General features: G+C 61.8%; 17 protein-coding genes. 15 read left to right on the forward strand and 2 right to left on the reverse strand.

The features are described 5' to 3' along the window. Positions 1-7: 7 nt before the first annotated feature. Entirely contained in the window at positions 8-865 is an 858-nt protein-coding gene (locus BMY38_RS16550; RefSeq protein ID WP_245737660.1) for a PhzF family protein, read from the forward strand. Here the strand turns inward: BMY38_RS16550 and BMY38_RS16555 are convergent. Then, on the reverse strand, positions 849-1,658 hold the full coding sequence (locus BMY38_RS16555; RefSeq protein WP_092764941.1) for a MipA/OmpV family protein: 810 nt from the start codon (positions 1,656-1,658) through the stop codon (positions 849-851). The two genes, BMY38_RS16550 and BMY38_RS16555, sit on opposite strands and share 17 nt — an antisense overlap. A 116-nt stretch (positions 1,659-1,774) precedes the next feature. Here BMY38_RS16555 and BMY38_RS16560 point away from each other — a divergent pair, with 116 nt between their 5' ends. The 12 genes from BMY38_RS16560 (at position 1,775) to BMY38_RS16615 (ending at position 12,273) form a co-directional block, all read left to right on the forward strand. After that, entirely contained in the window at positions 1,775-2,557 is a 783-nt protein-coding gene (locus tag BMY38_RS16560; protein WP_092764943.1) for a 23S rRNA (adenine(2030)-N(6))-methyltransferase RlmJ, read from the forward strand. A 3-nt stretch (positions 2,558-2,560) separates the two neighbouring features. Then, positions 2,561-2,854: a DUF1330 domain-containing protein gene (locus BMY38_RS16565; RefSeq protein WP_092764945.1), complete on the forward strand. Its 294-nt coding sequence runs from the start codon at positions 2,561-2,563 to the stop codon at positions 2,852-2,854. Positions 2,855-2,906: 52 nt separating this feature from the next. Beyond that, on the forward strand, positions 2,907-3,368 hold the full coding sequence (locus BMY38_RS16570; RefSeq protein WP_092764947.1) for a tellurite resistance TerB family protein: 462 nt from the start codon (positions 2,907-2,909) through the stop codon (positions 3,366-3,368). Next, positions 3,365-4,072 (forward strand): PhnD/SsuA/transferrin family substrate-binding protein, encoded by a 708-nt coding sequence (locus BMY38_RS16575; protein WP_092764949.1) that lies wholly within the window; start codon positions 3,365-3,367, stop codon positions 4,070-4,072. Before BMY38_RS16570 ends, BMY38_RS16575 begins: the two co-directional genes overlap by 4 nt. A 69-nt stretch (positions 4,073-4,141) precedes the next feature. Beyond that, positions 4,142-4,915 carry an ABC transporter ATP-binding protein gene (locus BMY38_RS16580; protein ID WP_092764951.1) on the forward strand — a complete coding sequence of 258 codons (774 nt, stop codon included), beginning with the start codon at positions 4,142-4,144 and terminating at the stop codon, positions 4,913-4,915. A gap of 51 nt (positions 4,916-4,966) precedes the next feature. Continuing rightward, entirely contained in the window at positions 4,967-5,701 is a 735-nt protein-coding gene (locus BMY38_RS16585) for a transporter substrate-binding domain-containing protein (RefSeq protein ID WP_092764953.1), read from the forward strand. A gap of 82 nt (positions 5,702-5,783) precedes the next feature. After that, positions 5,784-6,686 (forward strand): ABC transporter permease, encoded by a 903-nt coding sequence (locus tag BMY38_RS16590; protein ID WP_425431637.1) that lies wholly within the window; start codon positions 5,784-5,786, stop codon positions 6,684-6,686. Continuing rightward, a complete protein-coding gene (locus BMY38_RS16595; protein WP_092765048.1) occupies positions 6,686-7,492 on the forward strand; it encodes an ABC transporter permease in 807 nt (268 codons plus the stop codon). Before BMY38_RS16590 ends, BMY38_RS16595 begins: the two co-directional genes overlap by 1 nt. Continuing rightward, positions 7,489-8,838: a glutamine synthetase family protein gene (locus BMY38_RS16600; RefSeq protein ID WP_092764955.1), complete on the forward strand. Its 1,350-nt coding sequence runs from the start codon at positions 7,489-7,491 to the stop codon at positions 8,836-8,838. Before BMY38_RS16595 ends, BMY38_RS16600 begins: the two co-directional genes overlap by 4 nt. Before the next feature lie 120 nt (positions 8,839-8,958). Next, positions 8,959-9,657 (forward strand): type 1 glutamine amidotransferase, encoded by a 699-nt coding sequence (locus tag BMY38_RS16605; protein WP_092764957.1) that lies wholly within the window; start codon positions 8,959-8,961, stop codon positions 9,655-9,657. Beyond that, the gene (locus tag BMY38_RS16610) at positions 9,644-11,005 is read left to right on the forward strand and encodes a glutamine synthetase family protein (protein ID WP_092764959.1); all 1,362 of its coding nucleotides are present in this window, start codon (positions 9,644-9,646) and stop codon (positions 11,003-11,005) included. Before BMY38_RS16605 ends, BMY38_RS16610 begins: the two co-directional genes overlap by 14 nt. Then, the gene (locus tag BMY38_RS16615; RefSeq protein ID WP_092764961.1) at positions 11,002-12,273 is read left to right on the forward strand and encodes an NAD(P)/FAD-dependent oxidoreductase; all 1,272 of its coding nucleotides are present in this window, start codon (positions 11,002-11,004) and stop codon (positions 12,271-12,273) included. The genes BMY38_RS16610 and BMY38_RS16615 overlap by 4 nt, the downstream gene beginning before the upstream one ends. Before the next feature lie 383 nt (positions 12,274-12,656). On the opposite strand, the gene thyX is transcribed toward BMY38_RS16615, so the two are convergent. Beyond that, positions 12,657-13,580, reverse strand: a complete 924-nt coding sequence (gene thyX, locus BMY38_RS16620) for an FAD-dependent thymidylate synthase (RefSeq protein WP_092764963.1) — start codon at positions 13,578-13,580, stop codon at positions 12,657-12,659. Between the two features lie 105 nt (positions 13,581-13,685). Between thyX and BMY38_RS16625 the strand changes: the two genes are divergently transcribed. Next, a complete protein-coding gene (locus tag BMY38_RS16625; protein WP_092764965.1) occupies positions 13,686-14,120 on the forward strand; it encodes a VOC family protein in 435 nt (144 codons plus the stop codon). A 144-nt stretch (positions 14,121-14,264) separates the two neighbouring features. After that, complete coding sequence (locus tag BMY38_RS16630; RefSeq protein ID WP_092764967.1) at positions 14,265-14,762, forward strand: hypothetical protein; 498 nt, start codon at positions 14,265-14,267, stop codon at positions 14,760-14,762.

The raw sequence follows: 14,762 nt of genomic DNA on the forward strand, positions 1-14,762 counted from the left end.
GAACACCTTGATAGACCTGCCCTTTCAAGTCTGGGACGTATTCACCGACGCGCCTTTCAGCGGCAACCCGCTGGCAATCGTCGAGACATCAGGCGACCTGACGGCGGCTCAGATGCAGTTGCTGGCGCGGCAGTTCAATCTGTCCGAGACGATCTTCCTGATGCCGCCTCGCGACCCGATGAACACGGCGAAGGCGCGCATTTTCTTTCCGACCGCCGAAATCCCATTCGCGGGGCATCCCACAATCGGCGCGTCGCTGTTCCTGGCCACGCGCGATGATCTGACCGATCTGGTGCTGGAAGAAAAAGCGGGCCTCGTGCCGGTCACCGTCCGCGACGGGATGGCGCAATTCACCGCGCCCGTTCTGCCCGCGCCGCATGGCGGGCCAGTGGCTGTGACGTTATGCGCCGAAGCTTTGGGCCTCTCGAAAGATGCAATCGGCCCGCATACACCCGGCACCTTCGCGGGCGGGCCGGCTTTCGTCTACATTCCGGTTCGCGACCGCGATGCGCTGGCCCGCGCCCGTCCGATGGAACCGGCATGGACGGGCCTCATGGATAGCGCCGGAGTGGATAGTGCCTGGGTCTACGATCCGGATCTGAACGCGCGGATGTTCTCGCCGACCGCGGGCATTCCCGAAGACCCGGCGACCGGGTCCGCCTGCGCGATCTTGGCAGCACAGCTTCTGGCAAACGGGGCTTTGCCCGATGGCACGACCGTGCGCACGATCCGGCAGGGCGACGACATGGGACGGCCCTCGCGCATCTGCTTCGAAGCAGACGTCGCAATGGGAAAATTACAGGCGGTCAGAATTTCGGGACGGGCCGTGCCCGTCGCCGAAGGGCGGATCAGAAGCCCAGGGTGAAGCGGCGTGTGATGCCGATGCTTGCCGAAACCTGATCGTCGTTCATCGTGATCGGGCTATCGGCGGCATCGCCCCGCAACTTATCGTAGCTGACGACAGCATCGATGCCCCAGTTGTTGTCAAAGCGATATCCCGCACCGAATTGGACCCCTGTGGAGATAAGCCCGCCACCGGCATTGAATTCGGTAAAAGCACCGCCGCTTGCCACTTCTTCCCCAGCGGTCACGCCGAAATAGGTCGAGGCATAATCGCTGTCGCCAAACAGGGCGCGCGGCCCCATACGCAAGGTCAGACGGTCGGTCGGGCGCGCAAAGACATCGGCCCCAAGCTCGCCCACGAAGGCTTCGTGGCCGACGACGCCATAGCGCACGTTGCCGAAAACCTGGTAATCACGTGTCGCATATCGCAGCCCTGCGCCCAATTCGAGTGAAGCGTCGACATCGTTGAGGCCGGCAAGCTCGGGGCTGTCTTCTGCCGTCCGCTCGCCGATGTAGCGGAACGAGCCGTTGATGCCGAAGCCGGTCGGAACGAACAGCGGGTCGGGGTCGCCGAAGGTGAAACCACCCAGACGCAGATAATTGACACCAAAACCCAGCGCCGGAGCCGCTTCGTTCGAGTCGGCACCGAAATATTCCGGCGCGGTCGCCACGCCGCCGCGCAGAGTGAATCCAAGGGCGGGGCCCTGACTTTGCGACGAAAAGACGGGCGAGGCCGGATCCTGCTCCTGCGCCGTGACAGCGGCGGAGGTTGCAATCAAAGCAAGGGCAGCGAGTGTTGGAATGAAGCGCGACATGCGAATCCAGATGCAGAAGGTTAGTTAGTGTCTGACTATCATATGGGGTCGGGATCGCACGAGCAAACTCGTCTCGCAGCTTGCGTCGTTGGTGCTCCGCCGATAGCCCACGGGCCATGCTGTCCTATCAACACGCCTACCACGCCGGAAACGCAGCCGATGTTCACAAACATTCGCTTCTTACCGTTGCGCTCAACTATCTGACCAAGAAAGATAAAGCTCTCAGTTATATCGAGACGCACGCGGGGCGCGGTTTGTATGATCTGACCGATGCGGCCGCACAGAAAACGGGTGAGGCTGCGCAGGGTGTGGCGCGAATGCTGCAGTCATTTCCCCGCGATCACGATTACGTTGAAATGTTGGGAACTTTTCGCGCGACCCATGGCCCGGATGCCTATCCCGGATCGCCCCTTATCGCGGCACAACTGCTTCGCCGATTCGACCGGATCGACCTTGCGGAACTGCATCCTGCGGAACATGCCGCGCTGGTTCAGACAATGCCGGTCAGCCCGAACACCCGTATCCACAAGCGGGACGGTCTGGAAATGGCCAAGGCCTTGACGCCGCCCGATCCGCGCCGCGGTCTGATGCTGATCGACCCGTCCTGGGAAGTGCGCGACGATTACGTCCGGCTGGCGACCTTGCTACCTTTGCTCCATCGCAAATGGGGCGTCGGAATCCTGATGATGTGGTATCCGCTGCTGGCCGACCGTCGTCATGCGCCAATGACCCGCGCCCTGCGCGAGGCCATACCCGATATCATGATCCACGAAGTCCGCTTCCCGCCCGCCCGCGACGGGCACGGCATGGTCGGATCGGGCCTTGCTGTGGTAAACCCACCATGGGGCCTGGACCGTGAGGCGGCCCGTCTGACAGAAATCTTCACAAGGAGCGGCTGAGCGATGACCAAAGGATATTGGATCTCCCATGGGCGCGTCGATGATCCGGCGAAATATGACCTTTATCGTGCTGCGAATGCAGCCCCGCTTGCCGAGTTCGGCGGTAGGTTCCTGGTTCGCGGCGGCGATCGCGTGACCAAGGAAGGCACGGCCAAGCCGCGCACCGTGGTAATAGAATTTCCCAGTTATCAGGCTGCCCTGGATTGCTACGACAGCCCTGCCTATCAAGAGGCGATCAAACTGCGCCAAGGCATCAGCGAAAGTGATCTGGTCATCGCCGAGGGCTGGGCCGGTTAACAGCTTCGATGCGGACTGGTCTCCGGGTGGTACTCGTTCTATATGGCCCGCCATGTTTGCTGACCTGCTGCGCCGCCTGACGGCCCCCGAACCCGATCGCCTGCCGGAACCCGATGCCCGCCTTGCGCTGGCCGCACTGATGGTGCGCGTTGCCCGCAGCGACGGCGATTATGACCCGGCCGAGATTGCCCGTATCGACCGCATTCTGACGAAACGCTACGGTCTCGGCCCCGAGGCTACGGCCAATCTGCGGGCGCAGGCCGAAGCGCTGGAGCAGGAGGCCCCCGATACCGTCCGCTTTACCCGCGCCATCAAGGGTGCCGTCGATCTTGAGGAACGCAGCGCGGTGATCGAGGCGTTGTGGTCTGTCGTTCTGGTGGACGGCGAACGCGACGCCCAGGAAGACAGCCTGCTTCGCCTGTTGGCGAACCTGCTGGGCATCAACGACCGTGACAGCAACATCGCCCGCATACGGGCCGAAGAGGCCATACATCCTCGCAACAGTCAGGCGTGATCGCCAGCCTCGCCTGGTATCCGGCCACGCATTCGGCGTGGGACCGGCTGTGGGATGCGACGCGGGCCGGACTGGGCCCGCATCTTTCGGATGCACCGACCCGACTGACATGGCCTGTTGATTTCGCCAGCCATTGGCGTGCCCCGGACCTGATCCTGTCGATGACATGCGCCCTGCCCCTGCAACTGGGCCTGTTCGACCGCGTCCACATTGTCGGCACTCCAATCTGGGATGTGCCCGGACTGCCCAAGGGGCATTACGCCTCGCACCTTGTGACACGCGCCGATGACGGACGCGCCCTTTCGCGGGCTGCGGCATCGGGCATTGCCGTGAACGCGCCCGACAGCCAGTCCGGATGGGGCACCCTTGTTGGCGCCGGATTAACGGGACCGTCCATCGTGACCGGCAGCCATGCCGCCTCGATGCAGGCCGTCGCCTGCGGGCGCGCCGATCTGGCCGCCATCGACGTCGTGACCTGGGCCATGATGGGCGGCGATGCCCGATTGGCAATCCGGGACACCACCCCACCTACGCCCGCGACACCGTTCATCACTGCGAGGGCCGACCTGGCAGCGCCTTTACATGTTGCGTTGACCCAGGCGATTGCGGATATGTCGGCGGCGGATCGGGCCGTGACGGGCCTGTCTGGCCTGACCCGCTTGTCCGACGCGGTTTACGCGCCCTTACTGCGTCGCAGCGCATGACGCACCGACTCCATTGCATTCCCGTGGAAATTGCGGCGTAAACATCAAGTCCAGAGACCCGAGGCCCGTTTGTCACAAGCCCCGCCCGTAATCGAAATCCGCTCCCTCCATAAGGCCTATGGTCAGCTGGAGGTTCTCAAGGGCGTCGATCTGACTGCGCGCCAGGGGCAGGTAATATCGCTGATCGGATCGTCCGGTTCGGGCAAGTCGACGCTTCTGCGCTGTGCCAACCTGCTGGAAGACAGCCAGCAGGGCGATATCCTGTTCTGCGAAGAGCCGGTGAAATGGCGCGGGACCGCCCATAACAGACGCCCTGCCGACGCCGCCCAGATTACACGGATTCGCACAAACCTGTCGATGGTATTCCAGTCGTTCAACCTCTGGTCGCACATGACGGTTTTGCAGAACGTGATGGAAGCGCCGGTCCAGGTTTTGCGCCGCGATCCGAAGGAGGTCGAGGAAAAGGCCCGCATGTATCTCGAAAAGGTCGGGATCGGCGACAAGGCCGACGCTTTTCCTGCGCAACTCTCGGGTGGTCAGCAACAGCGGGCGGCCATTGCACGCGCGCTCTGCATGGAGCCTAAGGCCCTGCTGTTCGACGAACCTACCAGTGCGCTGGACCCCGAGCTGGAGCAGGAGGTCATCCGCGTCATCAAAGATCTGGCTGTCGAAGGACGTACGATGGTCATCGTCACGCATGACATGGCGCTGGCCCGCGACGTGAGCGATCACGTCATCTTTCTGCATCAGGGCCTGATCGAGGAAGAAGGTACGCCCGACGCCCTGTTCGGCGCCCCGAAATCCGAACGGCTACGCGGGTTTCTGTCCGCCAAATCACACTAGTTCATCCGCCAACCCCGACCAACCGGGGGGGCTCAACATGGAGAAAGCGATATGAAACTGATCCTGACTGCCGCCGCCTTGGCCGTCGCCGCAACGGGCGCATGGGCTGATGCCCACGGCAAAACCATACGCATGGGCACCGAGGGTGCTTATCCCCCCTATAATTTCCTGAACGATGCCGGCGAAGTCGACGGCTTCGAGCGCGAAGTGGGCGACGAGCTGTGCGCTCGGGCTGAACTGACCTGCGAGTGGGTAACGAACGAGTGGGATTCAATCATCCCGAACCTGACCTCGGGCAACTACGACACGATCATTGCCGGGATGAGCATCACCGACGAGCGCGAAGAAGTCATTGATTTCACGCAAAACTACTTCCCCCCCGCCGCCTCGGCCTATGCGGCGATGTCTGGCGATGCCGATCTGACGGGCGGCGTGGTCGCGGCCCAGACCTCGACCATCCAGGCGGGGTACGTGGCCGAATCCGGCGCGACCCTGCTGGAATTCGCCACATACGATGAAACCGTCGCCGCCGTTCGCAACGGCGAGGCCGATGCAGTTTTCGCCGACAAGGACGCGCTGGTCCCAACCGTCGAAGAGTCGGGCGGCGAGATGGTCTTTGTGGGCGACGATGTGCCGCTGGGTGGCGGTATCGGCCTTGGTCTGCGCGAATCGGATGACGAGCTGCGCGAGAAATTCGACGTGGCCATCCAGTCCATGAAGGACGACGGCAGCCTGAATGAGTTGATCGTGAAATGGTTCGGCGACGACGCCAAAGTCTTCGAATAAGATTCGAACAAGACAATCGGGGCGGAAGCACTCCCGCCCCGATTTCTGAAGGTTATGCGAAGAAGACGTCCGAAACGGGCGCATGCGCCGGGGACATCTTACCATTTTCGCCTGCACGGACCCTGAAACGCTGTCCGGCCTGAACTGGCTGATCTGCTACCTGACGACGGGCAAGCACCTGTTGTTCTATGCCGCCTTTGGCACGGTCCTTCTGTTGCTGGCGATCACCGCGCCCGCCGCCATGGCCTTCGGGTTCGGCGGGGCGATGGCGGCGCGGTCACGGATCGCGCCGCTGCGCTGGTTTGGCAAGGGGTACATCGCCGTCGTGCGCGGTGTGCCCGATATCGCATTCTTTCTGTTCTTCGTGATCGCGCTGGATCAGGGCATCGAATATGTCCGCCACAAAATCAAATGTCCTGACTGGGATCAGCCCGTCCGGCAGGGTAGCGATTTTCTGGTTTGTCAGGCCGCCAAGATGCCCTTGGGTAACTCGCCGCAATGGGTTCACGAATCCTATGGGTTCGCTTTGGCCGTCCTGACATTCGCGATCGTCTTCGGAGCTTTTGCGGCCAACGTCCTGTTCGGTGCGATGGCCGCCGTACCGCGCGGTCAGGTCGAAACAGCCGAAGCCTATGGCATGACTTCTCGCCAGACGTTCTGGCGCATCACCGTGCCGCAAATGTGGATTTATGCCCTGCCCGGCCTGGGCAACCTGTGGATGGTTCTGATCAAGGCGACGCCGCTACTGTTTCTGCTGGGGGTCGAGGATATCGTCTACTGGGCGCGCGAGCTGGGGGCCGCCAAGACGCCGCGCTTCACCGACTATCCACACCCCGACTGGCGGATGTGGTATTTTCTGGCGCTGCTGGTGTTCTACCTGGCCTTCACCCGCGTGTCCGAGATCGTCCTCGCCCGCCTGACCCGCCGCCTGTCGTATGGGCAGGCGACCGCAGGCGGTGAAGCGATGCGACGGGCACAGGCATGATCGATTGCCTCGACACCATCGCCGACTATGGGCTGCGCAGTCTGGGATATGGCGAGCGTCTGCTGCCGCGCAGCGATTTCACGCTCTGCCAGCAGGTGACGCTGATCGGGTCGGGCATGATCTGGAATGTCTATTTCGGCCTGCTGGCCCTGATTGCCGGGTTCGGACTGGCGACGGTGGTGGCGGTCGGCAAAGCCTCGAGCAAACGCTGGGCACGCAAACCGGCGGAATGGTTCATATTCCTGTTCCGGGGCAGCCCTTTGTTCATACAATTCTTCTTCGGATATTTCCTGTTCCTCTCGCTTAAACAGGTATCATCCGCCTTCGACGCCTTCGCCTCCGCCTGGGCCGGGGCGCTGGTCGTCCTGTTTCTGAACACCGCCGCCTATACCGGCGAGATTTTCTACGGCGCGCTGCAATCCGTTCCAAGGGGAGACCAGGAAGCCGCCGAAGCATACGGCCTGACCGGCTGGCGCAAATTCCGGCGGATCACCTGGCCGACGATGCTGCGGCTGGCATGGCCCGCTTATACCAATGAAGCGATCTTCCTGTTTCACGCCACCACACTGGTCTTCTTCACCGGCTTCCCGGCAGTCCAGCAAAGGGGCGACGCGCTCTATTATGCCAGTTATTTTGCCGACAAGACGTTCAATCCCTTCGTACCCTATCCGATCCTTGCGGGGTTCTTCATCCTCTTGACCTTGTGCATTATCGCGATCATGGGCGCTGTGAACCGGCGCCTGAACCGGCACCTTCCCCAAGCCGCGACGCGACGTCCCCGGCTGCTTCCCCAGATCATCCGATGACAGATGCCGCACCTGACGGCTGGCTTCACGCCAACCCCCAGATCCACTCCGTTCGTGCCGCCGCCTGCGACCTGAATGCACAGGCGCGGGGCAAACGCATCCCCCGCCGCTTCGCGCACAAGCTGGAAACCGAAGGAACGCGGTTTCCCTTCTCGATCCTGAACCTCGACATCTGGGGCGAGGATATCGAGGACAGCCCGCTGGTCTTCGACACCGGCGATGCCGACGGCATTCTGAAACCCACCGAACGCGGCTTTGTCCCGATGCCGTGGCTCGATACGCCGACAGCCCTGTTGCCGGTCTGGATGTATCACCACGACGGGCGGCCCTTCGCAGGCGATCCCCGTCATGCGCTGGCTGCCGTATTGGCCAGATACGCCGCGCGCGGACTGACGCCCGTCGTGGCGACCGAGATGGAATTCTACCTGATTGACGACAGCACGCGGCAGTTGCGCGTGCCCAAGGCCCCCGGTTCGGGCAAGCGGCGACCGGGGGCCGAGACGCTGTCGATGCGGGCGCTGGATGCCTTCGATCTCTTCTTCACGCAGCTGTATGACGCCTGCGAAGCGATGGATATTCCCGCCAATACCGCCATTTCCGAGGCAGGCATCGGCCAGTTCGAGATCGACCTCGCCCATCAACCCGATGCCTTGAAGGCTGCCGACGATGCGTGGTTCTTCAAGCTTCTGGTGCAGGGTCAGGCGCGCAAGCATGGCTTCGCGGCAAGCTTCATGGCGAAACCCTATCCCGACTATGCGGGCAACGGGATGCATGTGCATTTTTCGGTCTTGGACGCAGACGGAAAGAACATTTTCGATGACGGCACGCCTCTGGGGTCGGATGCGCTGCGCCATGCGGTCGCGGGGCTGCTGGCTGCCGCGCCCGCGTCGACTCTTGTCTTCGCCCCGCACCTGAACAGCTATGACCGCTTGGTGCCCGACGCCCATGCGCCCACAGGGTTGAGTTGGGCATATGAAAACCGCACCTCCGCCGTTCGTATCCCCGCCTCGCCCAATGTCGCGCGCCGGATCGAACACCGTGTATCGGGCGGCGACGTGAACCCCTATCTGCTGCTCGCGACGATCCTGGGCGCGGCCCTTCACGGGATCGAGGATGCGGTCGAGCCGCCCGCCCCGATCACTGGGAATGCCTATGCCCTGGATCTGCCGCGTGTGCCGTCCAGCTGGCCCGAAGCCGTGGACCGGTTCGAGCGCGATCCCTGGACCGCGCGTCTTCTGCCGCCCCCGCTGATCGCGAACATGGTCCTGACCAAACGACAGGAGATCCGCGATATCGAGGAGCTGTCAGAGGCGGAGCGGATCGACCTTTATCTCGATACGGTCTGACATCGGCGACCCCGCAGGTCCGGGATGCCCTGCCATATCCGACGCGCTTCCATGCCGACATCTTGCGGCGCGCGCTGGCGCGGAATAGCCTGTGCGCAACCAAGCCAAAGGGCACTTTACATGAAAATCGGTATCCTTCTGGCCGGGCACACGCGTCCCCAGCTTCTGTCGGCCCACGGCGATTTCGACGCGATGTTCCGGCAACTTCTGAACGGTCATGGCTTCGACTTTGTATCCTATGACGTTGAGAACATGATTTTCCCGGACAGCGTTCGGGACGCCGACGGCTGGCTCATCACCGGGTCGAAGCATGGCGCTTACGAAGACCACGCCTTCATCCCGCCGCTGGAGCGTTTCATTCGCGATGCCTATGCCGCGGACGTGCCGATGGCAGGTATCTGTTTTGGCCACCAGATCGTTGCCCAAGCCCTGGGTGGTCGGGTGGAGAAGGTCGATCGCGGCTGGGCCGTGGGGCGCGCTGAATATTCGACTGCGGGCGGAGGATCGCTGGTGCTGAATGCGTGGCATCAGGATCAGGTCGTGGAGGTGCCGCAGGGTGCGACCTGCCTTGCCGGCAATGCGTTTTGTGAAAACGCCATCCTCGCCTACGGGGACCGTGTCTTCACTGTTCAGCCGCACCCCGAATTTTCCAACGAACTGATCGCGGATTACGTCGATATTTTGCGCGGAACGGGTGATTATCCTGATGATCGGATGGACCTTGCGAAGGATGCAACGCTCACACCGGTCGAAAATGCCCGGCTGGCCACTTCCATCGCCCGATTTTTTCTGACGAGGACAGCCAATGTCGACGCTTGACTGGATCAACCGTGCACCTCCTCATGTGCGTGCCTTCCTCGACGGGCGCAGGCTGGACGAAGTGGAATGTATCGTCGCCGACATGTCCGGCATCGCACGCGGCAAAGCCATGCCCGCCGCCAAGTTCGCCAAGCAGAAGCATTTCTATCTGCCCAACTCGATCTTTCAGCAGACGATTACCGGCGAATGGGCCGACGACGGCGACACCGCATTTCTTGAACCGGACATGATCCTGACGCCGGATGTCAGCACCGCCTGCGCCGCACCCTGGACGGCAGACTGGACGATGCAGGTTATCCACGACATGCACGATCAAGCCGGAGCGCCGGTCGCCACGGCCCCGCGCAATGTGCTGAAACGTATCGTCGCCCTATATGAAGCTCGCGGCTGGACACCTGTCGTCGCACCCGAGATGGAGTTCTATCTGGTTGCCCGCAACACCGACCCCACGCAGCCCGTCCTGCCGCCGATGGGTCGGTCGGGACGACGAGCGGCGGCACGGCAGGCCTATTCAATGTCGGCGGTCGATGAATACGGCAAGGTGATTGACGACATCTATGACTTCGCCGAGGCCATGGGTCTGGAAATAGACGGCATCCTGCAGGAAGGCGGTGCCGGCCAGGTCGAGATGAACCTGCGGCATGGCGATCCGGTCAAGCTGGCGGACGAGATCTTCTATTTCAAACGGCTGATCCGCGAGGCGGCGCTGCGGCATGACTGCTATGCGACTTTCATGGCCAAACCGATTCAGGACGAACCCGGATCGGCCATGCACATGCACCATTCGGTCGTGGATCAGGCAACGGGACGCAACCTGTTCGATGGTGGCGACGGCACGGAAACACCAGAATTCTTGCACTTCATAGGGGGGATGCAGAAACACTTGCCGTCGGTGATCGCGCTGTTGGCCCCCTATGTGAACAGCTATCGACGGTATGTCCGCGACTTCGCCGCGCCGATCAATCTGGAATGGGGACGCGACAACCGGACGACGGGTCTCCGTGTGCCGGTGTCAGAGCCGGAGGCCAAGCGGGTCGAGAACAGGATCGCGGGGATGGATTGCAACCCGTACCTTGGAATCGCCGCCAGCCTGGCCTGCGGATATCTGGGACTTGTCAACAAGATAGACCCTGCACCGCAGTTTGCCGGCGATGCCTATGACAGTGCCGACGGCATTCCCCGCGATCTTTCGACGGCGCTGGACCTGTTTGACGCGGCAACTGAGATACACGAGGTGCTGCACCCGCACTTCGCGTCGATCTATTCCGCCGTCAAGCGTCTGGAAAATGGTGCTTTCTTGCAGGTTATTTCGCCTTGGGAGCGGGAACATCTTCTGCTGAACGTATGACGTCGTGGCTGCACGCGAACGGCGACCGGAGGTTCTGGCCTGCGACATGGTATGCGGAAGGTGTCCAGTTTCCTGAACCTTTTCCGCCGCTTGAAGGAAGAGTGAAGGCTGACCTATGTGTGGTTGGCGCGGGGATCACCGGGTTATCTGCTGCTTTGCACGGTGCAAAAGCGGGAATGTCGGTGATCTTGCTTGAAGCTCAACGGGTTGGCTGGGGCGCTTCCGGACGGAACGGAGGACAGGTCGGCTCCGGGTTCAACTGGTCCCAACGGAAGCTTGCCGCGAAGCTGGGTGCGCAAAAAGCGCGCAAACTGTGGAACCTGGCGGAAGAAGCCAAGGCCATGACGCGACAGGTTGCGGCGGTGCGGCCGGGAGTTCTTCATACCGTTTATAATAAACGACAATTGCAGGATATTCAGGCCGAAAACGACTGGATGATGTCGCATTACGGGACCGATGCACGGGTTCTGGATGGCTCGGAGGTTGCCGACAGGATTGGAAGTCCTGCCTATGCGGGCGGGGTCCTGGATATGTCGGCGGGAGTTTGTAATCCGCTGGCATATACGCTCGCCTTGGTGCGGGCCTGTGTGGCGGCCGGCGTGACAATCCATGAGGGGTCTGAGGTTCATCGCATTGATAATAAACACATTTACACGGCGAAGGGAGCGGTTACGGGGCGGTTCGTTTGCCATGCGACGAACGGGTATGGCGCTCATCTGATTGGAAAATCGGCGGCCCGGATATTGCCGATCAACAACTACATAGCGGTGACAGAGCCGCTGGACGTGCCGCCGATGCGGGAGCGGATGGCGGTTGCGGATTCCCGTTTTGTTGTCAACTACTTCTGGCAGACTGACGATAGGCGGCTGGTCTATGGCGGGGGCGAAAGCTACGGCAGGAAATTCCCCTCACGGGCCCGGATCGAGGCCAAGGTCCGGGAAAATTTATCGCGCGTTTACAATGATTTGTCCGACATTCGATTCACCCATGCCTGGGGCGGGACGCTGGCGGTGACGGCGACCCGGCTGCCGTATCTGGCGGAAGTAGCTCCGGGCGTGTACTCGGCGGGTGGGTACTCGGGGCACGGATTGGCACTTTCTGCAATGTCTGGAAAGCTTTGCGTGGAGGCCATGCAGGGGGACAGGTCCCGGTTCGACCTGATGGCAGGCCTGCCGGTGCCCGCCCTTCCGGGGGGCCGGATGCTGGGCGCATGGATGGCGCAGGCGGGGATGCTCTGGGGCGCAACGCGGGACAGATTCCATGGGTGATGCACGGGTGATCTATAGGTGATCCGGGTCGGACGTTGCAAAGGGTGGTCCGCGCCGCAGACGTGACCTTCGTGTTCTGGGGCGCTTCGGGTTTTAGGGGGTGAGGGACGGTCCGGGCAAAGCCCGGATCGGATCGTCCAGTTTACGATCCGAAGTCCCGAACGCGTGATCCGCAAGGATCGCGCCTGGGGTTTCTGGTTGGGTCTCTTGGGGTGGGGATTGGCAAGGTAATTTAGAAGTAAATTATTACCGCATCGTTCGCATCGCTGACGATGGCTGGCTTTTCGCATCTTTCAAGAGGTCATGAATATCAGGCGCCAATTTAGCCGCACCAGCGCTTTTCGTCCTGTCTTCAAAACGCTCCACTGCACCGTTTCGCCCGGCTATGCCGGGTTGCGCACGACCCCCATAAACTCCCGCCATTCCCCCTTGCTCATCCCGCTCGTCTCTTGCGTCACATCCTCCCCGGCGACCATGCGGCGGACGCATTCTATGCCCTTGCCGCTCAACTGCGCGCCGCCCAGCCGGTAGTCCTCGAACGCGCCGTAGGCCAGGGGCACCCAGTCCTTAACGATTTCGCAAATCTTTTCGGCGTAAACACGAATCTCCATCTGGGCGTGCGGGTCAGCGCGCAGGCGGAGGAAGTGAAACAGATTGTGGAGGTCCACCTTCCAGTACCATTGCGTATAGATATTCGCGGGCAGGTTCATGCGCGCCAGTTCGCGGGCCAGACCGGCCTGCGGGGTGCCGTCGGGGGCGGTCTCCGCGATCATCGCCTCGTAGTGGTCATAGGCGCGGTCGGAATCGTGGCGCAGGTGGTCGAGAACGCGCTGTGCCTCCTCGCCCGAAAGCGCCGCGCCCCGGCCCTGATTGTTGACGACGGACTGGGCGGCAAGGTCGTCGGTGGCGGGAATATAGAATTCGCGGTCGAGGATCGAATAGCGGGCGGAGTATTCGTTTACGTTGGCGGTGCGATGCCTGATCCACTGGCGGGCAACGAAAACCGGCAGTTTGACGTGCAGCTTGATCTCGCACATCTCGAACGGGGTCGAGTGCCAGTGCCGCATCAGGTAGCGGATCAGGCCCTCGTCGTTGCTGACGGCCTTGGTGCCGCGCCCGTAGGAGACGCGGGCCGCCTGGCAGATCGCTGAATCGTCGCCCATGTAGTCGATGACGCGGACGAAGCCGTGATCCAGCACGGGGTGAGCGGTATAGAGATGTTCCTCCATTCCCGGCACGGTGGCGCGGCGTGTCTGATGCGATTGCGCGCGTTGGTCGTCGATTTCGGCCTGTTGTTCCGGTGTCATGTCGTCCCCCGTCGATTCTGTCGCATCAGGTTAGCGCGGCGTTTGAGGGGTTGCACCGGGGGTCGGTCGGATTACCGTCTGCGCTGTCACCGAAAGGAAGCGAATATGTCGATCAAGTATCTGCACACGATGGTCCGCGTGAAGGATCTGGACGCGTCACTGGCGTTTTACAAACTTCTGGGGCTGGTTGAGCGGCGGCGGAGCGAGAACGAGGGCGGTCGGTTCACGCTGGTCTTCCTGTGCCCACCCGATCAGGCAGATGGCCATGCCGATCTGGAGCTGACCTACAATTGGGACGGCGACGATGCCTTGCCGGACGACAGTCGTCATTTCGGGCATCTGGCATACACGGTCGACGACATTTACGCGACCTGCGCCGAGTTGCAGGCGGCGGGCGTCACCATCAACCGCCCGCCCCGCGACGGCCACATGGCCTTCGTGCGCAGCCCCGACAATGTGTCGATCGAGTTGTTGCAGGCCGGCGACCGGAAACCCTCTGAGGAACCCTGGGCCAGCATGGAAAATACCGGCAAATGGTAGGAGCGTTATAAGGTCGGTAATTGTGGCGGCGTTCGGGCGAAGGTTCGGACGTTGCCTCGCATTTGTCTCGAAATGAATCAGAAGCGCGCATTTTCGCGCCAAATTCTGCGCTCATCCATGAGTCAACGACATGGAGCTGTTCAGATGCAAAAGATCACCGACTTTCTCCGCTGCGAAACCGGCGCCGTCGCCGTCGATGGTGTTGTTTTGATTGCCGGCGCGACCGGTTTGGCGATGGCCGCGATGGCTGCCTATTCGGATCAGCTGAGTCTGGTTTCCTTCAACGTCGGAGCCGGGGTCCAGCAGCGGGAAACACGGCCCTCGTATGCCTATGTGCCGCATGATGGGTTGGCATACAGCGCCTATACCCAGATGATCCTGGCCCTGCCCACGGACGATCTGGGTGTGTTGTCGGCCTGGGCCAATTCAGTGCGTGCCACGCGGGATCAGATGACCGATCCGGCTGCGATTGCATTCTTCGACGACTTCGACAATGCGATCACGATCTCGCATGCGCGCCGATATATATCGCGAGACACCGGCACGGAATTTTCGCAGGACGAATTCGACCGTGTGGCAGATGCCATCGGGATCGGTGCCGGGTATTACGCGGGCGGCGGCGTCAACTACTACGCCGACTAG

Origin of the sequence: Jannaschia helgolandensis (assembly GCF_900109285.1) — a bacterium.
GTDB classification, from domain to species: domain Bacteria; phylum Pseudomonadota; class Alphaproteobacteria; order Rhodobacterales; family Rhodobacteraceae; genus Jannaschia; species Jannaschia helgolandensis.